Genomic DNA, 22057 nt, shown 5'->3' with positions numbered 1-22057 from the left:
GCTAAACCAACAATTGCTGTTAAAATTAATTTTTTCATAGAATTTTTATTTTAATTGATTTTATTGTTCTTTTAATAGAGCTTCTCTCAGTTTCTTAAAGAGATTTGACGAATATACAAAATCAATCACATTTGGATTATCTGCGACTAAAATTTCGTCTTTTGTTCCTTCCCATTCCAAGAAACCATTTTTTAAGAAAACAATATGATCGCCGATTTCCATTACCGAGTTCATATCATGTGTATTGACAACTGTTGTTGTGTTGTATTCCTTCGTAATATCATAAATTAATTGATCGATAACCAAAGCTGTTTTGGGATCTAAACCCGAATTAGGTTCATCGGCAAATAAATACTTTGGATTATTTACAATAGCGCGTGCAATAGCAACGCGTTTTTGCATACCTCCAGAAATTTCTGAAGGATACTTTTTCAATGCTGTTCGTGCTATCTCAACACGATCTAATACTTCTCTTGCACGTTTTTCTGCATCTGCATTCGACATATCCGAAAACATCTGTAAAGGAAACTTTACATTTTCGACGATATTCATCGTATCATATAAAGCTGAACCTTGGAAAACGACACCAATTTCTGAGCGTAAACGTTGTTTTTCTTTGTAATCGAACTCGATCATATTTTCGCCTTCATACAAAATTTGACCAGAAGTTGGTGAAAATAAACCAATTAAATTTTTAAGAAAAACGGTCTTTCCAGAACCACTTTGACCAATGATTAAACTTACTTTTCCTTTTTCGAATGTAACCGAAAAACCTTTTAAAACTTCGATCGCATCAAAAGATTTTCTGATTTCTTTTATCTCAATCATTAGCTCAAAATTGTTTGTGTTAATACTAAGTTGATCACAATAATTGTGATAGATGTCCAAACAACTGCTGTTGTTGCAGAACGTCCAACTTCTAAAGATCCTCCTTTTACATTATACCCATAATATGCAGGAATTGTTGCGATAACAAACGCGAATACCATCGTTTTGACAAATGTATATACAAACAATTTTGTTGCCATATTCATTTGTAAACCAGTGATAAAGTCGGCTGCAGACCATAGTTTAGTAAAAACACCAATGTAATAACCTCCTAATAACCCGAATCCAATTGAAATCATGACCAATAAAGGATTAAAAAATACACAAGCGATAATTTTAGGTAGAATCAAGAAGTTTGCCGAATTGATTCCCATTACATCTAATGCATCAATTTGTTCGGTAACACGCATTGTTCCAATACTCGAAGCGATATACGAACCAACTTTACCAACTAAAATCAACGACATAATTGTTGGAGCAAATTCTAAGACCAACACTACTTTGGTTGCATAACCAATGTAAGCGTCTGGAACAGGAATAGCAGCTCCTTGAAAGTTTTGAGCCATTTGTATTGCTACAACAGCTCCCATAAATGTAGAGATGAAGGTTACAATTCCGACAGAATTTACACCTAAATCATATATTTCTCTAACGGTCAATTTCCAGAAAACACTCAATTTTTGAGGTTTGCTAAATACTTTACCCATAAGCATAAAGTATGACCCTAAATTTTCGATTAGTTTCATTACGACAAAATTAATATTTTTATTGGAAAGGCATTTTATTTATCTTGCACAATGTGAATTTAGAACATTTAACTTCTTATCTCCCTCATAATGCAGACTTGTACGTGAAAAAATGGTTAGAAAATCACTTCATCACACTTAAAATTACAAGACGAAGAGAAACAAAGTTGGGAGATTATCGCAGATTGCTCGAAAATAACCGTCATCAAATTACGGTAAATGGTGATCTCAATCCTTATGCTTTCTTTTTTGTGTTTACACATGAAGTCGCACATCTCAAAACATTTGTTCAGTTTGATTCTCGAAAAATAAATCCGCATGGAAAAGAATGGAAAACCATTTTTGGACATTTATTATTAGAATCACTTCATGTTTATCCCGAAGAATTGCGACCTTACATTATACATCATGCGAAGCATCCAAAAGCAAGTTTAGGTGCAGATATTAATGTATCAAAATATATTATAGATGATAAAAATCCTACTCAAGTCTATTTAGAAGATTTAGAGGATGGCACAATTTTTTCAATAGGAAAAAGGATCTTTAAAAAAGAATCCAAAAGAAAATTAAGGTATCTTTGTTTAGAGCTGAAAACCAATAGAAGGTATTTGATTAATGCAACTGCTACCGTAAACAAATTTAAAAACAATCATGAATAACAAAGATAATTATGCTGTTATCCTTGCCAGTGGTACAGGAGTTAGATTATGGCCGTTGAGCACAATAAAAAAACCAAAACAATTTCATGATTTATTAGGAATTGGAAAAACATTTATTCAACTCACCTATGATCGTTTGAAAAAAGTTGTTCCTCAAGAAAATATTTTCATTGTTACCATTCAAGATTACAAAGAAATTGTAGAAGAACAATTACCTGAATTTAATGAAGCTAACTTTATTATTGAACCAAGAGTAATGAATACTGCTGCGTGTAATTTATTAGCAGCAATGACGATTCAACAAATTAATCCCAATTGTAAATTGATTATTTCCCCTTCGGATCATTTTATATTTAATGAAGAAGAATTTTCTGAAAAAGTGAAAATTGCTTTCGAGGATGCTGATAATAATCGATTAATCACTTTAGGGGTAGCACCTACACGACCAGATGTTAATTATAGTTATATTCAATTTATAGAAAATCCCACGCCTATAAAAAAAGTGAAATCTTATATTGATAAACCTGATTTAGAATTTGCTGAATCATTTATTACAAGTGGCGAATTTATTTGGAACACAGGTATTCTTATTTGGTCAGTAGAAAGTATTGTGTATGCTTTTCAACAACATTTACCTTCTATGTACGAAACATTGAACAAGTATTTTGAACTTGATCAATCGTTACAAAATACAGAAACGCTAAAACCTATTTACACAACATTGGATGTCACATCAATCAACAAAGGTATTTTAGAGCAAGCAGATAATGTTTATGTTATTCCTACTACATTTGGTTGGAGTGATATTGGGACTTGGTCTGCAATTAATGAAAAATATAAATATACAGGAGAAGATCAAGACGATAATCAAAATACATTATTGTGCAAACACTTTTCTGGATATAATGCCAAGAATAATTTTATTTATTCAACAGAAGACAAGGCAATTATTGTCGACGGATTAGATAGCTATGTCGTGATTAATTCGGATAAAGGTTTATTAATTTGTCCACGCAGTAATGTGCAAAATATCAAATCCTATGTCAGTGATTTGAAACTTCAAAAAAATGGCGAAAAATATTGTTAAATAAAAAGCTTCTCATTTTTGAGAAGCTTTTTATTCTTTTATTTTAACGTAATCACATTTTGACCAACTTTATATCCATTTTGGTAAATGTCTATTTTATATTCTCCTTTCGGGAAATCGTAATCAACCCAATCAAACGTTACTCTAGAACCTGACATATTGTTGTAATTTACTTTTACACGATCAGAGTAATCAATAGATGTACCAGAACGTAAAGTCGTTTCACCAGAATCAGCTCCTTTAAATTTTCCAACTTCACCATTTGGTTTATAGATGGTAACAAAAAGCTCTTTCGTTTCCGATGTTGCGTTCAAGTTTTTGTCCAAATCAAAAGAAACTCTTACTTTATCAATTCTACTTGCTCTTGTTGTTTCAACTTCTTTTCCACTCGATTTTACGCGCACACCTTTGATAGTATAATTAGAAACCGATAAGGTTGAATTTGTTTCTTTGATTAAGTTTTGATGATTTTCTTTCTCTTCATCCAAGTTCGACTCAACTACTTTTTTCTGTTCGTTTAAGTTCGAATTCTCAGAAGCTAATTCTGTATTTTTATTTGTTAAGACTTTATTTTCATCTTTCAATCGGGCGATCTCTTCTTTATAAACTTTGATATCAGTTTGCAAAGATAAAATTAGACGTTTCGCTCGAGATAATTCATTATTTGTAATTTCTTCTTTATTAAGAATTGCTTGAATTTCTTTTTGCTTTTCTAAGATCAATCGATCCTGATAGTTTAATGATGAATCTTTTTTGACAACGCGAGTTTTTGCTTCGTCAAAATCTGCTCTAACAATACGTAATTCTTGTTTTAAAATTTCTCTTGAACGTTCTAAATCATTGATGTCTGTTTGCATCTCTATAGAAGACTTTGCATTAGCTTCTTTGGAATATACAATATATCCAATTGCTAACAACAAGGCGACAAGTAAAGCTGCTATAATTATATTTTTAATGAATTCTTTCTTATGCTTAGTATTAGTAGAAGGTTCGAGATCTTTATATTCAGTCATTTTTATTAAATTCAGAGGGAAATTATGAATACAAAAACTAAACCATTTTCATTTATTTTAGAGAATGGTCGAAAATTTAACATTTAATCACTAAAATTATACACCAAAAATACTTGACGCAATTAGTTAGATTCTTTTTTTATATCACTTGAAATTTGATCCAATTTATTTTCAGCTTCCGTTTTCAATTCTTCTGCTTTTTCTTCTAATTCTGTTTTTTCTTCTTTAAAAGTGCTTTTCAAATCCGAAACTTTTTCTTTCACAAAATCACTTGTTTGCTTCATTTGCTTTTGGGCAATATCTTTCACTTCTTCGTAATCTTGTTTTGATCTTTCTTTGAAATCTTTCGCCGCTTCTTTCGATTGCTCTTTCAAATCACCTGAAGCATCTTTCAAATTATGAATTGTTTTACGTGCAAAATCTGATGCATCATCCGCAATCAATGTTCCTGTTTTTTTTACCGTTGCCGAAACATCGTCAAATTTATCGCCCGCTACATCTATTGCAGTTTCAGTTTTTCCTAAAATTCTTTTCAAAAAATTTCTAAGTCCCATAATAATTTATTTTCTTGATTATTTTCACTTTAAATTTACAGCTTCATTCAATAACTTTGAATGAATTCAAATTAATTTTTATTAAAAATATGATTTTTAACTATTTTAAACGATTCTATCTTGGAGTTTTCGTACTGAGTTTACTAATTATTTTTAGTTGTAATCCAGAAAAAAAACAGCCCGAATCGAATCATACTACATCATCCGAAGTTATATCCTTCAAATATTCGACCAAAAATAAAAATTATGTAAGTGCTCATCGTGGTGGTAGTGGAATTCATGGTTTTCCAGAGAATTGTATTGAGACCTTAGAGCATCTTTATCAAAACGGTATTCAAATTTTTGAGATAGACGTGGCTGAAACAAAAGATGAACAACTTATTTTAATGCACGATAATTCTCTACAACGGACAAGTACAGGGCGACAAGATGTCAATCAAGTTGATCTAAAAACGATAAAGGAATACTTTTTGGTAGATGATTTCGGGCAACAAACGTCTTATAAAATTCCAACTTTTGCAGAAGCATTAAATTGGGGAAAAAATAAACCAATTTATTTTATGGTAGACATCAAAAAAGGTGTTGATTATCGGGCTATAGTTTCGACAATAAAACAAGCGAACCTACAAAAACAAGTGGTTTTGGTAACTTATACAATCGGACAAGCCAAAAAGTTACATCAACTTGCACCAGAAATGTTATTGTCTGTTTCGATGCGAAACGAAAGAGAATTGAATGAAATGCTAAATAGCGGAATTCCAACTGATAAAATGGTTGCATTTACTGGAACCCGTCGCAATGATCAATCATTTTTAGATAAAATTCATGACAAAGATATAGTCGTCATTTTTGGTACGTTAGGTAACTTAGACAAAAGTTCTGCTGCAAGAAATGGTCAACTTTATCGCGATTTAGAAAAAGATGGTGTCGATATTTTTGCAACAGATAGAGCAATAGATGTTCATCAAACGATTAATAAAAATTAAATGGAAACAATATCACTTAAAGATTCAAATTATTTTTCAAAATTGATGCTCAATTACATCAATCAAGATGAAAGTTTGAACGACTTCTACAACCTATTTCCAACCAAAGAAAATTATAGTAAACAAGCTAAGAATAAACTTGAAAATTATAAAAACAGAGCAATTCTTGTTGAACAAATCTCGAAGCAATTAAATCATTTAGAACTTTCGGAAAAGCAACAAAAAAATCTCAAAAAATTAGCTAAAAAAAATACGGTAACCATTACAACTGGTCATCAATTAAATTTGTTCACAGGGCCAATTTTCTTTTTTTATAAAATATTACAAGTCATTAAAGCGTGTGAAGAATTAAATGCAGAACAAAAAGAAGTCAATTTTGTTCCCATGTTTTGGATGGCCACTGAAGATCACGACTTCGAAGAAATCAATCATTTCAAATATGGTGATCGAATTATTCATTGGGAAAAAGATTTTGGAGGTCCCGTTGGTCGATTATCAACAGAAGGTTTACAAGAAGTTTTCAACTCTTTTTTGAAACTTTTGCCAAATGGGAAAAAGAAAACAGATTTACACAATTTGATTGAAGCATCTTATTTGTCAAATGATAATTTAACCGAAGCAACTCGAAAATTAGTTCATTTATTATTCAAAGATCTTGGATTGTTGATGATTGACGGTGATGACAAAGAATTGAAAAAAATAATGATTCCTTCTTTTGAGCAAGAGTTAATTCAATCTACATCCTTTAAAAAAGTAATTCCTCAGAATGAAAAATTAGAACAATTAGGTTATTCGATTCAAGTAAATCCACGCGAAATAAATTTATTTTATATTAATCAAAATAACTCTCGCGAAAGAATTGTTGAACAAAATGGAACGTATTTTGTCAATAATACTTCAATCAAATTTTCAAAAGAAGAAATGATTAGCGATTTACATCAAAATCCAGAAAAATTTAGCCCAAATGTGATTTTGAGACCATTGTACCAAGAAACAATTTTACCGAATGTTGCGTATATTGGTGGAGGTGGTGAAATGGCTTATTGGTTGCAATTAAAGGAAATGTTTAACGAATTTGAAGTTGATTTTCCTCTTTTGGTGTTGAGAAATTCATTATTAATTAGAACTGAAAAGCAGTATGAAAAGCAACAAAAATTAAATTTATCGAACGAAGATTTATTTTCAAACAGTTTAGCTATTGCGAAAAAACAAGCGATTAATTCATCAGAAATAGCACCTAAACTTCCTGAATTGGAAGAGGAATTAAAAAATATTTTTGAGCGTTTAGAACAGTTGAGTTCGTTAACCGAGTCTTCTTTTTCAGATATGATACAAGCGCAGCGCACAAAACAATTGAAAGGTTTTGAGAAAATAAAAAAACGTTTGGTACATGCAGAAGTTAAAAAGAACGAAGATTTATTGAAAAGAATAGAACAATTATTAAATGATCTTTCTCAACAAAATGGTTTGCAAGAACGAGTGAAAAATTTTGCTGATTTTGACTATGTTAACATCAAGTATTTCATTGATTTTATTGAAGATAGTCTTCAACCTTTCGAGTTTGAGTTTATTATAAATACATTAAACGAAGAACGCTAACCAAAACATAATTTGTATATTTGAAACGAAAATTCATCTAAATGAAAAAAATATTAGCTTTATTGTTATTTGTTGGTGCATCAGCACTTTATGCTCAACAAAAAACGCATACAGTTCAAGCCAAAGAAACCGTTTACGGAATTTCGAAACAATATGGTGTTTCGCAAGAAGAATTGTATAAAGCCAACCCTAAAATTGAAAAAAATGGGATTCATCCAGGTGATTTGATTGTAATTCCAACCAAAGGGACTGCAACAAACCAACCAACAGAAACCAATAATCCTACTCAACATGTAACTACTTCTGACGATAATTATCAATACATTACGATAGAGCCGAAAGAAACCGTTTACAACTTGACTAAAAAATATTCTATTTCGGAAGAAACATTGTATTCTTTAAATCCTCAAATCAAAGAAAGAGGTTTAGAAATTGGAGATGTGATTAAACTTCCGAAAGTGGTAACGAACAAAGTTTTTTCTGTACCGAAAGGAACTCACTTGATCAAAAAAGGGGAAACTTTATATACATTAGCCAAACAATATAATGTAAGTGTTGATGATTTTTATACTGAAAATCCAGCATTACAAACTGGAGTAAAAGAAGGCATGGTCATTTCTATCCCTAAAAAATCGGGGTCAGTTACTATTGAAGAAAACTCGATCAATTATGTTGTTCAGAATGGTGATTCTGCTTACGGAATATTAGAGAGATACAATACGAATTTAGATGAGTTATTGCGTTTAAATCCTGAATTAATTAATGGGTTAAAAGCTGGAATGACTCTTAAAATTCCATTGCAAAAAAATGCAAAAATCATCAAATATGGAACTGCAGGCAAATTGAAACGTGCAAATGACAACGAAATTAATGTTGCCATCTTGTTGCCTTTTGATGTAGCTAATAATCCACAATTGAAAAACTCGCAAGCGATGCAATTTTTTACCGGAACTAAATTAGCCTTAACACGTTTAGCAAAAAAAGGTAAAAATGTCAATGTAAAAGTCGTCGATACAAAAGACGGAAATCTACAAGATATCCTATCGACAACCGATTTTAGTAAAACAGATGCAGTTATTGGTCCCTTAAATACTTCTGATGTAACCGAAGTCGCAAACTTTTTTAGTAATTCTGGAATTGCTGTGATTTCGCCTTATGCGAATGATGATTCATTGAATTCTTTTAATGATTTATTGATTTCTAATCCAAAAGATGAAGTTATCGCGGATCAAATCATCGATGAAATTGGGAAAAATTTTGCTGGAGAACAAGTTTATTTATTGACAAATCGTGATGATCAAGAATTAGCAAATTACACAAAGAAACAATTAGAAAAACAATTGAAAGCTAATGTGGTTATCGTAGATAGTGCTTCTAAAATTGTACAACCGCACGATAAAGTAAATGGTGAAGATTATTATACACCAATTATTACGGTTTTAGTTGGAGATGATGATGCATTAGGAAAGCAATATTTAGAAAAATTAAAAACATTTCACAAAGACAACATCAAAGCTTACGGAATAAAAGCTGTTTCGGTTTATGATGTGTATAATCCAGAAAATGCGAAAAATATTGATGCTTTCCGCGAATTTGGGTTTGTCTTTAGTACCGCACGCTTAATCAATACAAGAGATACAGAAGTACAAAGTGTTTTGAAAGATTTTAAAGATGTTTATTGCGAATTCCCTACACGTTACGAGCAAATTGGATACGATGTAACATATGATATTGTAGATAGAATGAACAATAAAGGAGATGTTACGAATAATATTACAACAGAATATACACGTGTGGCTTCTAAATTTGCTTACAAAAAAGCAAGTGGAAGTAAAGCATTTACAAACGATGCGAGTCGTATAGTACGTTTACCAAAAAAATAAATACTTCTAAAAATTATACCTAAAAGCGATACTAAATCATAGTATCGCTTTTTCTTTTTTATGAATTAGAATTAAAATCTTCAGAATGAAAGTATTTTTTCTAAATTTGGATATGCACAAACTTAAAGACAATTTACTCGTAAAAGTGATCCTTGCCATTGTGCTTGGAATTGCACTTGGCGGAATTATACCAGAAGCTATTGGTCGTATATTTATGACTTTTAATGACTTTTTTAGCGAATTACTCAACTTTTTAATACCGTTAATTATTGTCGGATTAATTGTTCCATCAATTGGGAGACTGGGACAAACTGCTGGAAAATTATTGTTTACGACAGTATTGATCGCTTATGGTTCCTCTATATTATCAGGACTATTAGGTTATTCTGTAAGCATGTCTGTATTTCCTACTCTATTAGAAAATCAAACAGGACAAATAAATTTAGCAGAAAAAGCGAAAGAATTTGCACCTTATTTTTCAATCGAATTTCCTCCTTTATTTGGTGTAATGCCAGCCTTAATCTTTTCATTCCTTTTCGGAATTGGATTATCAAGATTAAAAAATTCTACTTTTGGAAATTTTGCAGATGATTTTGAAACGATTATAACCTATTTAATTAAAAACTTAATTATTCCACTTTTACCAATTTTCATTTTCGGAATTTTCTTGAATATGTCTTATTCTGGACAAGTATTTACGATTATGAATGTATTTTTAAAAATAATTGGCGTCATCTTCGTTCTACATATTTTGTTGTTACTTGTTCAATTTATTATTGCTGGATCAATTGCAAAGAAAAATCCATTGACGATGTTAAAATTGATGATGCCGGCATATTTTACAGCCTTAGGAACGCAATCATCTGCTGCAACAATTCCGGTTACAATTGCGCAAGTAAAGAAAATTGGAGTTCGAGAAGAAATTGCAAATTTTGCAGTGCCTTTGTGCGCAACGATTCATTTATCTGGTTCGATGTTAAAAATCGTTTGTTGTTGTTTAGCATTAATGCTAATTCAAGGAATGGAAATCGATTTTATTCAATTTTTTGGATTTATGATGATGCTTGGTGTCGCAATGGTCGCAGCGCCTGGAGTACCTGGTGGAGCAATTATGGCAGCAATAGGAATTATCGCTTCGATGTTAGGATTTGATGCAGAAAATCAAGCATTAATGATTGCACTTTATATTGCAATGGACAGCTTTGGTACTGCAGGTAATGTAACGGGAGACGGTGCAATTGCCGTAACCTTAAATAAGTTATTTAAGAAAGAAGTTCAATAAATAAACTATTAATGATATAAAAGAAGCGTTCTAAAATTAATTTAGAACGCTTTTTTAGTTATAAAAATATATAAATGAGGAATGTACTTGTTGATTAGAACCCTACTCCACCACCTTGATTTTCTGTTTTATTTCTCTGAGCTTCTGCACGAGAACGCACTTTTCCACCGAAATTATACGTAAAACCAATATTTAATGTTTGAGCTTCCCAACGGAAATTGCCGTAACCTCTTGCAGGATCGTACATTTCTAAACGTCCGTAAAATGTTCTGAAAATATCACTTACACGAGCACTTAAAGCAGCTTTACCACCCATAAATGTGTAACGTGCACCTAAATCCATACGCCACATATCTTGCATTTCTCCTTGTACAAAACGGTATTTACCTGAGTACATAAAGAAATGTTGTAAACTAATTGATTTCGTTACTTTGAATGTGTTGTTCATACGAGCTGTCAAACGATTAGCGTCTATTTCTGCTGTGTATGGATTTTTAAATTCATCCATTCTGGCAACAACCATTGTATTGTGTGTAAAATCTCCACTAATATTTGATGACCACCATTTTGTTGGAACAAGATTAAACGCTAATTCGAAACCATATGCATTTACTTTATCGTAGTTTTCATATAATTGGATGAATTTTTCTGAATTTGTATCATCAACCAATACACTACGGAAAATATTATCTTGTACATGTCTGTAAAATACATTAGCCGAAATAGAATTTTTACCAATTCGTTGTAAATATCCAACTTCAAAATTATCTGTGTATTCAGGTTTTAATTCTGGATTTCCAATGCTTGACATTAATGGAGTTGACCATTCTGCTACTGGAGATAATTGTCTGATTCCTGGACGATCTATTCGACGGCTATAATTCAACGAAACTTGTCCTTTTTCTGATACATCGTATGTTAAGAATGCAGATGGAAAGAAATCTAATTTATCTTTATCAATATTCTTCGTTTCTTGATTGTAAAAATAATTTCCTTTGTCTTTATATTGTTCTGCTCGTAATCCTAATTGCATACCAAATTTCCCGAATTTTTGACCATAATTTACATATGCAGAAAGGAAATCTCTCGTGAAATCAAAATCTGTACTAGGGTCAATTAAGGTGTTTTCGATATCAATTCGTCTATCAGTTAGCAACGTATTGTTATTTTTTTCGCGACGAAATTGCAATCCTGCTTCTATTTTTCCGCCATCTTTTATTTGATTTGTATAATCTAAATTTACACGAACATTATCCGTTTTAGAATCACGATCTTCGTAATAATTTTCTGTTTTAGGATAAGTATTGTGCATATTTCGCCAATCCGTATTTGTCGCTTGAGAGAAAAATGCATCTAAAACAATGTTGTGGTCTTTTTTATCGAAATCACGTTTAAAGTTTAAACTATAGTCTTGACTTTTCCAATCTCCATCAAAATTAGAATTATTTGGGTGAAGAGTATTGACATCTGTTTTTATAATGTCCGAACCAATTTCACCATGTCCTTCTCCAAACCATTGATTGGTATAAACTGTTAAAGCTGTTTTATCATCAATAAACCAGTCAAATCCGAATTTAGCTGCTTGACTTTCATCTTTATTCAAAATATCAATCGCTTGCCAACGTTTAGAATCATAATTATCTAAGTATCCATGAAATTCGCTTGGACGTTTGTTGTAGCTATAATTTCCAAAAAAGTTAAATGAACCTATATTTACATTTGCAGTTAATGAATTATTGAAACGACTTTTTTTACCTTGTTCATAACCTGTATTTAACGTAACATTATATCCTTTTTTCTGACCTTTTATCATGACAATATTAATGATTCCAGATTTCCCGTCTGCTTCATATTTTGCAGAAGGATTGGTTATAATTTCTACACTTTTTATTTGATTAGAAGGAATTTGTTTTAATACTTCCGAAGCTGATAAAGAAGAAGGTTTACCGTCGATATAAATTTTTACATTTTCGTTTCCTCTTAGAGATAACTCACCTGTTTGTTGATCTACATTAACAGACGGAATGTTATTAAGAACAGCAGCTGCGTTCGCTCCAGCAGACACTAAATCATTTCCTACTTCTACAACACGTTTGTCAATTTCGTTGCGATATTGCGAAACTTCTGCACGTACAAAAGCACCTTTTAATTCTACTGTCTCAGTAGATGAAGTTTGTAAAACAATATTTCCTAAATTTAATTCACCTCCTTTTACTTCTGCTGTTGTCACAGATTGTTGGTAGCCAAATTCTGTAATTACCAAACGATAATTTCCGTCTTCTAAATCTGGAATTTCAAATGTTCCATCTTCATTAGCATAAACTTCATCAAATAATTCTTTTGAATCAGCTTTAAAAATCTGAATTGCAGCCATAGCTACAGCTTCATTTTTTGCATTTTCAATCTTTCCCTTCACAGGATGATGCTCCTGCGCAAATCCGTAAATAGAACAAACGGAGAAAAGAATAGCTAAAGTAATTTTATTTAATTTCATAGTTGATATTTTGCATAGTACTATGTTTTACATAATACAAAGTTATAATGATCCGAACTTTTACCTAATTAGACGTTTTTAAATTTATTCTGTTACAGAAAATGGAAAATATTTATAACGTGAGCGATAAATACGTAAACACATTGAACGATAACATTTTCCTAATAAGACGCAAGAATTAAAAAATTGTTACAACAATTATAATTTTTTTTAAAATTTTATTTCCTCAACTGAAAAACTTACTTTTATCATTCAATTAATATTAATTCAAAAATTGCTAAAACATTGAGTTCAATTGTCATATTAGGCGCAGGTAATGTTGCATTTCATTTAACTCGTGCATTAATCGAAAACACTTGCAATGTTCGACAAATATTTAATAGAACATTAGAGCATGCCAGAGAAATAGGCGAAGCAAATAGAATTTCGTACACTGATAAAATATCTGAAATTGAAAAAGCAGATGTTTACATTATCGCAAGTGCGGATTCTGGTATCGAAGAATTTTCGCATTATATCCCATACGATGATGTATTAGTCGTGCATACATCAGGTTCGTCGCCAATGTCTGTGTTGAAAGGAGATTATCGTAAAGGAGTTTTTTATCCGTTGCAAACTTTCTCGAAAGAAAGAACGATGCGTTATGATAATATTCCATTTTTTATCGAAGCCGAAAATCCTGAAGATTTAAAAACATTAAATGATTTAGGAAATCGTATTTCCAATGAAGTTCATGAATTAAATTTTGCGAGCAGAATGCAAGTGCATATGACAGGTGTTTGGGCAAATAATTTTGTCAATCATTTATATTATATCGCTGGAAATATATGCGAACAGAATAATGTGCCGTTCGATGTTTTGTTGCCGCTAATTCAAGAGACTGCCAACAAAGTAATTGAAATGAATCCGAAAGATGCTCAAACTGGACCAGCAAAACGCGGAGATCAAGTGATTATTGATCGTCATTTAGAAGCCCTTCAAGACGATTCGAGATTATTACAGATTTACCAAATAATGACAGATTCAATTAAACGAGTTTACGAAAAATGATAAGTTATAAAGAGAAACTAAATAACATCAAAACGGTTATTTTAGATGTAGATGGAGTTTTGACAGACGGTAATTTAATTTTATTACCAACTGGCGAAATGGTGAGAACAATGAATACACGAGATGGTTATGCCATGCAATTGGCTATTAAACAAGGAATTCGTATTGCAGTAATTACAGGAGGAAGAGATGAAGCTGTAGTTAATCGTTTAAAATATTTAGGCTTAACAGATATTTACGTGAATAAACGTGATAAAGTAGATGCTTTCGAAGATTTACTTTTTTCTTACGGATTAGACCCTGATGAAATTGCTTATATGGGCGATGATTACCCTGATTTAGCTGTAATGAATTTGGTAGGATTGGCTTGTTGTCCAAACGATGCATGTATGGATGTACGTAAAGCATCTGAATATATTTCACCTGAAAACGGTGGAAAAGGTTGCGTTCGCGATTTATTGGAACAAATCTTAAAAGTTCAAAATAAATGGTATAATGCTGAAGAAATTGCTTCGGTATAAAGGAATTTAAAATGTTATTAACCGAAAAATTTAAAGATACCACTATCATTCTGGCATCACAATCGCCAAGAAGAAAAGAACTTTTAGCAGGATTAGGATTACAGTTTTCAACAATTTCATTGGATATTGACGAAACTTTTGATCGCAACGAATTGAAGAAAGCTCAAATCACCGATTATCTTTCTGCAAAAAAAGCAAAAGCTTATACAGCAATTGAACCAAATGATTTAATTATTACATCGGATACAACGGTTTGGGTAGATGATGAATCGTTAGAAAAAGCTTCGAATAGAGAAGAAGCTTACGAGATGATTAAAAAATTAAGCGGAAAAACACATTCTGTTTACACATCGGTTACCATTCGCTCTATAAAAAAAGAAGTCACGTTTTCTGACGAAACCCAAGTTACTTTTGCAGATTTAACAGATGAAGAAATTTATTTTTATATCGACAATTACAAACCTTTCGATAAAGCCGGTGCATACGGTGTGCAAGAATGGATTGGCTACATTGGTGTTGATAATATGAATGGTAGTTATTTTAATGTAATGGGATTGCCAACGCACAAGCTATATAAAGAGTTAATGAAATTCTAAATCATATCATCCAGCTTCGGCTGGATTTTTTTATTCTACAATTATCGTATTTTTGTTTTTCTAAAAAATCAATTTTATGAAGGTCGGTTTATATTTTGGATCATTCAATCCTATTCATGTCGGACATTTAATTATTGCCAATCATTTTCAACAATTCACCGATTTGGATCAGGTTTGGTTTGTGGTTTCGCCTCAAAATCCGTTAAAGAAAAAAAGTTCGTTGGCAAATGAATACGACCGATTAGAAATGGTTGAATTAGCGATTAAAGATTATCCTAATCTACGTGCATCCAATATTGAATTTACGTTACCAAAACCATCTTATACGATTGATACGTTAATTCATCTGAAAGAAAAATTCCCTGAACACGAATTTGCATTAATTATGGGTTCTGATAATTTGGATGGAATTTCGAAATGGAAAAATGCTGAGATTTTAATGCGCGATTACCAATTTTATGTTTATCCGCGTCCTGGTTATTCCCAAGAAGAAAATTTTGACAATGTAGAAATGGTCGAAGCACCTTTGATGGAAATTTCGTCTACATTTATACGAAATGCAATCAAAGATGAAAAAAATATCAAACCAATGTTACCTAATAAAGTTTGGGAATATTTGGATGGAAGTAATTTGTATGGATGAATTTAATTTGAAAATGTGAGAATTTCTAATTTAATAAGATGGTTAGGTATTAGTTTTTTACCAATTGTATTTGTATTCATTATTTTTAGCTTAATAAAAGACATCACCAAATCTGAAAATGATATTAAATTGAATCAAGGTATAATATCTGAAATGGGAATAACAGAAAGAATTTATAAAAGCACTTCTCATAGAGGTATTACAACCAAAACTGATGTATTCTACCTGAAAGTTAAAAATGATAACAATAAATATTCTTATTTTGAAAGATTTTCAAATAATTATCAATCAATAATACATGATTTAAAAATTGGTGACTTTGTAAAAATTTATAATGAAGGAATTGATAAAAATCAAAATACAATTTCTATCATTCAGCTAGAGAAAGGCAATCAAATTTTAATTTCAAAATCTATTCATAATAAAAGAAATTATTTTATTATTATAGCTTTTTTAGCATTTCTAATCTTATATGTTATAATAATTTATCGAAAATTTAAAAATCATGACAAAACAAGCTACAATAAATGATTTACAAACATTAGCACCATTATTTGATGCCTATCGCCAATTTTATGATAAAAAAAGTGATGTTGAAGGTGCAAAAGAATTTTTGTTAGAGAGAATTGCCAATAACGAATCGGTGATTTATTTGGCTTTTGACGAAAAAGAGAATGCAGTTGGTTTTGTACAATTGTATCCCTTATTTTCATCAACTCGAATGAAACGTTTTTGGATGTTGAATGATTTATTTGTTTCGCCTGAATTTAGAGGTCAAGGTTTTTCAAGAGAATTGATTGATCAAGCAAAAAAATTATGCAGAAAAACTGATGCTTGCGCAATGTTGTTAGAAACCAGCGTTAAAAATGAGATTGGTAATTCGTTGTATCCAAGTGCTGGATTTATACTGCGCGATGATGCGAATTTTTATGAATGGGAAACTCAACCAAATTGACGTTTCAATTCGTAGATAATGTCTTCTAATCCGTTTAATTTTATTTCGTAAACAGTCGATAATAAAACGCCTAATTTTCCTTTCGGAAATCCACCTTTTTCTACAAACCATTCAAGATAAGATACAGGTAAATCGCACAACAAACGCCCTTCGTATTTACCGAAAGGCATTTTAGTTGTGACAATTTCTTTTAATATTTCGGGACGAAATCCTTCCATTATTTTGCTACAGTTCCTTTGTAAGTTGACATTCCATCCTTGAAATTGTTTGCATTACTGAACCCTTTTTCTTGCATTTTTTCTGTTGCTAATTTTGCACGAACGCCAGATTTACAATAGATGTAATAATTTTTCTTTGGATCTAATTTTTGAATTTCTTCTTCGAAATTAGGATTTTTTACATCGATGTTAATTGCACCAGGGACATGACCTTCAGCAAACTCTTCTGGTGTACGAACGTCTAACAAAACATTCTTTTTGTTCTTCAAATTAACCTCAGAAGCATTGTCTAGTGTAGAAGTTATTTCTTCTATTTTAGCTTGTTTTTCATGAGTTATAGTTGAACTATTTGCACAAGACCCTAAAAATAGAGTTCCTGTAATCATTGCGATTCCTAAAATTTTATTTACCATTATATTGATTCATTGTGTTACTTAATCCTTGAAAAATAAACGATAAAACAGCATCTGCAGCCAAATTTAATCGTTCATTCATTTTTTCGTTTTCTTCTGCCGACCATTCTCCTAAAACATAATCAACTTGTCTGCCTTCCGAAAATTCGTTTCCTACACCAAAGCGTAATCTCGCATAATTTTGACCACCAACTTTGTTCTGTATATCTTTTAAACCATTGTGCCCTCCATCGCTTCCTTTTCCACGCATACGAATTGTTCCAAATGGTAAATTCAAATCATCGGTGATGACAAATATATTTTCTAACGATATATTTTCTTTTTTCATCCAAAAACGAACTGCATCCCCACTTAAATTCATATAAGTATTTGGTTTTAATAACGTCACAGGTCTCGCTTTATATTTAAATTGTGCTACATCGCCAAAATTAGAAGGAGAAAATTTTGCTCCAGTTTTTTTAGCAACTTCTTCAACCACCTTGAAACCAATATTATGACGCGTATTTTCGTATTGAGCTCCAATATTTCCTAGCCCAATAATCAGATATTTTTGCATGCAACAAAATTACATCTTTTTACAATCATTCGGAATAAATATTTAACTTCGCTTTAAAATCTACTAAATTGGTATAGGTTTTGAAAAGACATGAAATCGATAAAAAATTATCATGAAAAAAATAATTAGCGTTTTAATATTATTTGTTGGGATGAATGCCTTTTCTCAGAAAATTCCAACACTAATGAAAACTGAATTTCCTGCAGCAGCTTTACAAGATAGCGTAGTTGATTTGGAAGGAAATTCAGTAACCATCGAAAAAATTGTTTCGAACAATAAAGGTAAAATTGTTTTGATAGATTTATGGGCAACTTGGTGTGGAGATTGTATCAAAAATATGTCCTCGTTGAAAAAATTACACGAAAAAAATCCTGATGTAACATTTGTTTATCTCTCAATGGATAAGTCTGAAGAAGCTTGGAAAAATGGAATTGAAAAATATCAAATTGAGGGTCAACACTTTTACTTAGGAAACAATTGGAAGGGTAATTTTGGCACAGGGATTGATTTAAATTGGATACCGAGATATTTGGTTCTTGATCAAAATGGAAAAATAGCAAATTACTACAGTGTAAAAGCTGATGATCCAAAAGTTCAGGAAACAATTGATCGTTTACGAAATAAATAGTTTATAGTTTACCAACCTAAGGGTGATTGAAATTGAAAAATCAATCACCCTTTTCTTTTATTAATTGCTAAAAATCAATACCTTTCATAGAATAAAAATAAATATTCTATAATTTTTTGTAGAGCATTTTTTATATCAAACTTTTAGTTATTATTGCATTGATTTTAATACCCTTTATATTTATATGAAAATATGCTTCGTAATGTATCCTTGGGACAAGGTTGAACCAGGAAAAGACACCACTATGCGAATTATTAAAGAATGCGTAGATCGTGGTTTTGAAGTATCCTATTTAACAAAAAAAGATATCTCTATTGCCAAAGGCAAAGTTGTAGGTAACTGCAGAAAGATGATTACTACAGACACAACGGATTGTGTAGAATTTTATCACACCATGAAATTTGAAAGTAGTATCAAAGATTTAACCGAGTTTGATATGATTTTTATGAGAGCCGATCCACCAATTGATCCGCTTTTATTGAACATGTTAGAATTAATCGAAGATAAAGTTTTTTTCGTCAATAAAATTTCTGGTTTACGTAAAGCAAATAACAAAATATACGCTGCTTCTTTTGATGATGGTCAGGAAACAATTGTTCCTCAAACGCTTATTACGAAAGATATCGATTTAATTAAATCGTTTGTTGAAGAAAATAAATTCGAAAAATTTATCATCAAACCATTAGATGGAATGGGAGGTAAAGGTGTAATTCTTTTCGAACGAAAAAATATTGGTAACTTAAGCTCGATTTGCGATTTTTATGTCAATCATTCTGGAATTTCTCAACCTATTATTTGTCAAAATTATATTGAAGGTGCAGAAAAAGGAGACGTTCGTGCAATTGTGATTAATGGAGAACCTATTGGCGCTATTATGCGTGTGCCTGCAGATGGTGATCACCGTTCTAATATTTCGGCTGGTGGTTCTGCAATTAAACATGATATGAGTGAGCATGAATTAGAATTGTGCCGTAAAATAGGGAAACAATTAAATGAAGATGGAATTTATTTTTGCGGAATCGATTTGATTAACGGAAAAATGGTTGAATTAAATGTCGTAAGTCCTGGGGGAATTGTCCCTCATAACAATGGAAATAATAACAACTAGATACAGAAACAAATTGTATCAATGTTATTGGATAAATATAAAGAATTTAAAGCATGAAATCCTTAAGTATACAGCAAATATTAGATAATATTGAGAACGAAATTGTATTTGAAGCTTATGCAGAAGACGACTCATTCAAAATAAAAATTGACGAATACATTCCTTACGTTTGTGCTGCCATTCACGATGGTGGACAAATGCGCGAAGATATTCGAGAAAAATGTTTATTGAGTAATTACGAGCGTTGGTACGAAGAAGATCCTCATACAGCCGAGTTTGTAGAAACTTTCCCAATCTTAATTCAAGGTTGTGATTCTCGATTTGAATACGATTTAAACCGTGGTCCAGAAAATGCTGTGTACGAAGAAGCTTGGGGAAAACAAGTTTGGAAAGAGCCTTTATCTATTTCTCAAAAACAAAAAAGTAGTGCAAAACACCATGCTTTTTACGAAGTTTTACAAGCTTTAATCAGTAAGCTCGAATCTAAGTTTAAATCGTGTTTGGTATACGATATTCATTCTTACAACTGGAAGCGTTGGGATCGTCCAGTTCCTGTTTTTAATATTGGAGCTGAACGTATCGATAACGAACGTTATGGAAAATATGTTGAAAGTTGGCGCGATGAATTGGCAAATATTGAAATAGAAAATATTCATAATTATTCGGCTATAAACGATGTTTTTTACGGACGTGGTTATTTGTTAGAATTTGTGACAACTAATTTCAAAAATACATTGGTATTAGCGACAGAGGTTTCTAAAATTTATTGTGATGAATTGACGGGAGAATCTTTCCCCGAAATTATCAATCAAATAAAAGAAGGGTTTAAATCGGCAATTTTAAATCATGCTTATGAATTCGTAAAAACAGAAACAACCTATAAAGTAGGATCAAAACAAGTGAATATTCTGCACAACGAATTGGAATCTGATTTGGTGAAAATTGACAAACAATTGTATCAATTGGTTCAGAATTTTGAATTGTTAAGTGTTATCAATCCAATAAACTTAGAGTTTGAAAAAAAGAAATTCTTGGCTTCTAAATATACATACGAACCTCAATTTAAGTACAATCCTCTAAATATTGATCCATTCGAATTTAAACGAAAATTATCAAATATTAAAGTCGAAAAAATCAATGATATCAGTATTCAAAACATGTACATGAATACTATCAATGCCTATTTTGATAAGGTAGATTTGTTGGCAAATCTTGGGACAGATAAATTCTTGTACAATTCGTTGCGTTATTTTGGTGAACCAACTAAAAAAGATATCGAAAATGCGAATTTCATACTGTATTGTCCTGAATTTAGGATGGATAAACAAGGTGATTATACCGAAGAAGAAGTTGTAAATTTATTTAGAAATGCAACAAATGATTACGGTTTCAAGTTTGATATTGAAGTTTCGGATGATATTGCATCAAAAGCACTTGTGATTAATAGCAAGAAAAAAGTGGTAATTAAACGAGGTGTAAAATTCGATAAACGTTTTACAAATGGTTTAATTGAACACGAAATTGGTGTACACATGGTGACGACGATGAATGCATTGGATCAACCATTAAAAATATTTAGCATTGGTTTACCTGTTAATACGTTAACGCAAGAAGGTTTAGCGATTTTAAGTGAATATTATTCTGATTCTATTAATCATAGCCGATTGAGAGAACTTGGTTTGCGCGTAATGGCAGTTCATATGTTGACAAACGGAAAATCTTTCAACGAAACATTTATGACATTGATGGAAGAATATAAAATGCAAGCAGAAGATGCTTTTTATTTGTCAACTCGTGTGTATCGAGGTGGTGGTTTCACGAAAGATGCGCTTTATTTAAAAGGTTTAAAAACAATTTTGAACTATGTTGATCAAGGACGTTCTTTGGATAATTTATTAATTGGTAAAACATCAGTAGAATATATTGATACGATTGATGAGTTAGTAGAACGAAGAATGATTAATAAACCAAAGTATTACACAAAAATTTTCAAGAAACATCTTGAAAACCCAGAAATTAATCCAATTTTACAATATATTTTTAATGGAATTAAAGACTAATAAAAAAGCGAGATAAAATTACACTGCCCCCAAAAAGTTAGACACTTTTGGGGGCATTTTTTATGGCAAGAAAAGTAAAATATGATGTAACATACAAGTTGCGATGTGTCAAAGAAGTTTTAGAAAAACATCATTCAGTTCATTCTATATCACATCAAGAAGGTATTTCAGGAAGTTT

The 22057-nt window shown here is 31.3% G+C and carries 23 protein-coding genes; 15 read left to right on the top strand and 8 right to left on the bottom strand.

The features are described 5' to 3' along the window. Positions 1-60: 60 nt before the first annotated feature. A complete protein-coding gene (locus Q0616_RS01650) occupies positions 61-828 on the bottom strand; it encodes an ATP-binding cassette domain-containing protein (RefSeq protein ID WP_260541302.1) in 768 nt (255 codons plus the stop codon). Further along, positions 828-1574, bottom strand: a complete 747-nt coding sequence (locus tag Q0616_RS01645) for an ABC transporter permease (protein WP_225541752.1) — start codon at positions 1572-1574, stop codon at positions 828-830. The genes Q0616_RS01650 and Q0616_RS01645 overlap by 1 nt, the downstream gene beginning before the upstream one ends. Positions 1575-1627: 53 nt before the next feature. Here Q0616_RS01645 and Q0616_RS01640 point away from each other — a divergent pair, with 53 nt between their 5' ends. Next, positions 1628-2233, top strand: coding sequence for a SprT-like domain-containing protein (locus Q0616_RS01640; protein ID WP_171622563.1), 606 nt, complete (start codon positions 1628-1630; stop codon positions 2231-2233). Then, complete coding sequence (locus Q0616_RS01635; protein WP_298774508.1) at positions 2226-3320, top strand: mannose-1-phosphate guanylyltransferase; 1095 nt, start codon at positions 2226-2228, stop codon at positions 3318-3320. Before Q0616_RS01640 ends, Q0616_RS01635 begins: the two co-directional genes overlap by 8 nt. 38 nt (positions 3321-3358) lie before the next feature. Here Q0616_RS01635 and Q0616_RS01630 read toward each other — a convergent pair whose 3' ends face one another. Beyond that, on the bottom strand, positions 3359-4333 hold the full coding sequence (locus Q0616_RS01630; RefSeq protein WP_171622561.1) for a hypothetical protein: 975 nt from the start codon (positions 4331-4333) through the stop codon (positions 3359-3361). A gap of 122 nt (positions 4334-4455) precedes the next feature. Beyond that, positions 4456-4887 (bottom strand): hypothetical protein, encoded by a 432-nt coding sequence (locus tag Q0616_RS01625; RefSeq protein ID WP_298774505.1) that lies wholly within the window; start codon positions 4885-4887, stop codon positions 4456-4458. A gap of 89 nt (positions 4888-4976) precedes the next feature. Here Q0616_RS01625 and Q0616_RS01620 point away from each other — a divergent pair, with 89 nt between their 5' ends. The 4 genes from Q0616_RS01620 (at position 4977) to Q0616_RS01605 (ending at position 10637) form a co-directional block, all read left to right on the top strand. Next, positions 4977-5873, top strand: a complete 897-nt coding sequence (locus Q0616_RS01620; protein WP_298774503.1) for a glycerophosphodiester phosphodiesterase family protein — start codon at positions 4977-4979, stop codon at positions 5871-5873. Next, positions 5874-7472, top strand: coding sequence for a bacillithiol biosynthesis cysteine-adding enzyme BshC (gene bshC, locus Q0616_RS01615; RefSeq protein WP_260541292.1), 1599 nt, complete (start codon positions 5874-5876; stop codon positions 7470-7472). It begins immediately after the preceding gene. 41 nt (positions 7473-7513) lie between these two features. Beyond that, positions 7514-9355, top strand: a complete 1842-nt coding sequence (locus Q0616_RS01610; RefSeq protein WP_298774497.1) for a LysM peptidoglycan-binding domain-containing protein — start codon at positions 7514-7516, stop codon at positions 9353-9355. An 85-nt stretch (positions 9356-9440) separates the two neighbouring features. Continuing rightward, positions 9441-10637 carry a dicarboxylate/amino acid:cation symporter gene (locus Q0616_RS01605; protein WP_260541290.1) on the top strand — a complete coding sequence of 399 codons (1197 nt, stop codon included), beginning with the start codon at positions 9441-9443 and terminating at the stop codon, positions 10635-10637. Between the two features lie 94 nt (positions 10638-10731). Here the strand turns inward: Q0616_RS01605 and Q0616_RS01600 are convergent, their stop codons facing one another. After that, complete coding sequence (locus Q0616_RS01600) at positions 10732-13131, bottom strand: TonB-dependent receptor (protein ID WP_298774492.1); 2400 nt, start codon at positions 13129-13131, stop codon at positions 10732-10734. A 285-nt stretch (positions 13132-13416) separates the two neighbouring features. Here Q0616_RS01600 and Q0616_RS01595 point away from each other — a divergent pair, with 285 nt between their 5' ends. From Q0616_RS01595 to Q0616_RS01570, 6 genes are all read left to right on the top strand, one after another. Further along, positions 13417-14181 carry a Rossmann-like and DUF2520 domain-containing protein gene (locus tag Q0616_RS01595; RefSeq protein WP_260541288.1) on the top strand — a complete coding sequence of 255 codons (765 nt, stop codon included), beginning with the start codon at positions 13417-13419 and terminating at the stop codon, positions 14179-14181. Then, on the top strand, positions 14178-14702 hold the full coding sequence (locus Q0616_RS01590; protein WP_171622554.1) for an HAD family hydrolase: 525 nt from the start codon (positions 14178-14180) through the stop codon (positions 14700-14702). Before Q0616_RS01595 ends, Q0616_RS01590 begins: the two co-directional genes overlap by 4 nt. Before the next feature lie 11 nt (positions 14703-14713). After that, entirely contained in the window at positions 14714-15298 is a 585-nt protein-coding gene (locus tag Q0616_RS01585) for a Maf family nucleotide pyrophosphatase (protein ID WP_171622553.1), read from the top strand. Positions 15299-15374: 76 nt separating this feature from the next. Then, positions 15375-15941 (top strand): nicotinate (nicotinamide) nucleotide adenylyltransferase, encoded by a 567-nt coding sequence (gene nadD, locus Q0616_RS01580; protein ID WP_171622552.1) that lies wholly within the window; start codon positions 15375-15377, stop codon positions 15939-15941. Positions 15942-15956: 15 nt separating this feature from the next. Further along, a complete protein-coding gene (locus Q0616_RS01575; protein ID WP_298774480.1) occupies positions 15957-16472 on the top strand; it encodes a hypothetical protein in 516 nt (171 codons plus the stop codon). After that, positions 16447-16896 carry an N-acetyltransferase gene (locus Q0616_RS01570; protein ID WP_298774477.1) on the top strand — a complete coding sequence of 150 codons (450 nt, stop codon included), beginning with the start codon at positions 16447-16449 and terminating at the stop codon, positions 16894-16896. The genes Q0616_RS01575 and Q0616_RS01570 overlap by 26 nt, the downstream gene beginning before the upstream one ends. Here the strand turns inward: Q0616_RS01570 and Q0616_RS01565 are convergent. From Q0616_RS01565 to pth, 3 genes are read right to left on the bottom strand one after another with little or no spacing between them, the layout of a single operon-like run. After that, positions 16884-17114, bottom strand: coding sequence for a DUF3820 family protein (locus Q0616_RS01565; RefSeq protein ID WP_298774475.1), 231 nt, complete (start codon positions 17112-17114; stop codon positions 16884-16886). The genes Q0616_RS01570 and Q0616_RS01565 overlap by 13 nt on opposite strands. After that, entirely contained in the window at positions 17114-17527 is a 414-nt protein-coding gene (locus Q0616_RS01560) for a rhodanese-like domain-containing protein (RefSeq protein WP_225532377.1), read from the bottom strand. Before Q0616_RS01560 ends, Q0616_RS01565 begins: the two co-directional genes overlap by 1 nt. Continuing rightward, positions 17517-18083 carry an aminoacyl-tRNA hydrolase gene (pth, locus tag Q0616_RS01555; protein ID WP_171622549.1) on the bottom strand — a complete coding sequence of 189 codons (567 nt, stop codon included), beginning with the start codon at positions 18081-18083 and terminating at the stop codon, positions 17517-17519. The genes Q0616_RS01560 and pth overlap by 11 nt, the downstream gene beginning before the upstream one ends. A 112-nt stretch (positions 18084-18195) precedes the next feature. Here pth and Q0616_RS01550 point away from each other — a divergent pair, with 112 nt between their 5' ends. From Q0616_RS01550 to Q0616_RS01540, 3 genes are all read left to right on the top strand, one after another. Beyond that, positions 18196-18711 (top strand): TlpA disulfide reductase family protein, encoded by a 516-nt coding sequence (locus Q0616_RS01550; RefSeq protein WP_225541761.1) that lies wholly within the window; start codon positions 18196-18198, stop codon positions 18709-18711. Positions 18712-18895: 184 nt separating this feature from the next. Next, complete coding sequence (locus Q0616_RS01545; RefSeq protein WP_298774460.1) at positions 18896-19819, top strand: ATP-grasp domain-containing protein; 924 nt, start codon at positions 18896-18898, stop codon at positions 19817-19819. 53 nt (positions 19820-19872) lie between these two features. Beyond that, positions 19873-21879 (top strand): flavohemoglobin expression-modulating QEGLA motif protein, encoded by a 2007-nt coding sequence (locus tag Q0616_RS01540; RefSeq protein WP_171622546.1) that lies wholly within the window; start codon positions 19873-19875, stop codon positions 21877-21879. The last annotated feature ends 178 nt before the right edge of the window (positions 21880-22057 follow it).

The sequence above is a fragment of the uncultured Empedobacter sp. genome (assembly GCF_937930195.1).
In the GTDB taxonomy this organism is placed as follows: domain Bacteria; phylum Bacteroidota; class Bacteroidia; order Flavobacteriales; family Weeksellaceae; genus Empedobacter; species Empedobacter stercoris.
The sequence above is the reverse complement of the archived record's forward strand: the minus strand, read 5'-3'. Positions and strand labels throughout refer to the sequence as shown.

Bases quoted from the DNA above. Each gene is read 5' to 3' on its own strand.
- Q0616_RS01545 (WP_298774460.1), top strand. From the start codon at position 18,896: ATGAAAATATGCTTCGTAATGTATCCTTGGGACAAGGTTGAACCAGGA.
- Q0616_RS01550 (WP_225541761.1), top strand. From the start codon at position 18,196: ATGAAAAAAATAATTAGCGTTTTAATATTATTTGTTGGGATGAATGCC.
- Q0616_RS01605 (WP_260541290.1), top strand. From the start codon at position 9,441: ATGAAAGTATTTTTTCTAAATTTGGATATGCACAAACTTAAAGACAAT.
- Q0616_RS01610 (WP_298774497.1), top strand. From the start codon at position 7,514: ATGAAAAAAATATTAGCTTTATTGTTATTTGTTGGTGCATCAGCACTT.
- Q0616_RS01590 (WP_171622554.1), top strand. From the start codon at position 14,178: ATGATAAGTTATAAAGAGAAACTAAATAACATCAAAACGGTTATTTTA.
- Q0616_RS01565 (WP_298774475.1), bottom strand. From the start codon at position 17,114: ATGGAAGGATTTCGTCCCGAAATATTAAAAGAAATTGTCACAACTAAA.
- bshC (WP_260541292.1), top strand. From the start codon at position 5,874: ATGGAAACAATATCACTTAAAGATTCAAATTATTTTTCAAAATTGATG.
- pth (WP_171622549.1), bottom strand. From the start codon at position 18,083: ATGCAAAAATATCTGATTATTGGGCTAGGAAATATTGGAGCTCAATAC.
- Q0616_RS01600 (WP_298774492.1), bottom strand. From the start codon at position 13,131: ATGAAATTAAATAAAATTACTTTAGCTATTCTTTTCTCCGTTTGTTCT.
- Q0616_RS01645 (WP_225541752.1), bottom strand. From the start codon at position 1,574: ATGAAACTAATCGAAAATTTAGGGTCATACTTTATGCTTATGGGTAAA.
- Q0616_RS01635 (WP_298774508.1), top strand. From the start codon at position 2,226: ATGAATAACAAAGATAATTATGCTGTTATCCTTGCCAGTGGTACAGGA.
- Q0616_RS01625 (WP_298774505.1), bottom strand. From the start codon at position 4,887: ATGGGACTTAGAAATTTTTTGAAAAGAATTTTAGGAAAAACTGAAACT.
- nadD (WP_171622552.1), top strand. From the start codon at position 15,375: ATGAAGGTCGGTTTATATTTTGGATCATTCAATCCTATTCATGTCGGA.
- Q0616_RS01630 (WP_171622561.1), bottom strand. From the start codon at position 4,333: ATGACTGAATATAAAGATCTCGAACCTTCTACTAATACTAAGCATAAG.
- Q0616_RS01560 (WP_225532377.1), bottom strand. From the start codon at position 17,527: ATGGTAAATAAAATTTTAGGAATCGCAATGATTACAGGAACTCTATTT.
- Q0616_RS01650 (WP_260541302.1), bottom strand. From the start codon at position 828: ATGATTGAGATAAAAGAAATCAGAAAATCTTTTGATGCGATCGAAGTT.
- Q0616_RS01585 (WP_171622553.1), top strand. From the start codon at position 14,714: ATGTTATTAACCGAAAAATTTAAAGATACCACTATCATTCTGGCATCA.
- Q0616_RS01540 (WP_171622546.1), top strand. From the start codon at position 19,873: ATGAAATCCTTAAGTATACAGCAAATATTAGATAATATTGAGAACGAA.
- Q0616_RS01570 (WP_298774477.1), top strand. From the start codon at position 16,447: ATGACAAAACAAGCTACAATAAATGATTTACAAACATTAGCACCATTA.
- Q0616_RS01620 (WP_298774503.1), top strand. From the start codon at position 4,977: ATGATTTTTAACTATTTTAAACGATTCTATCTTGGAGTTTTCGTACTG.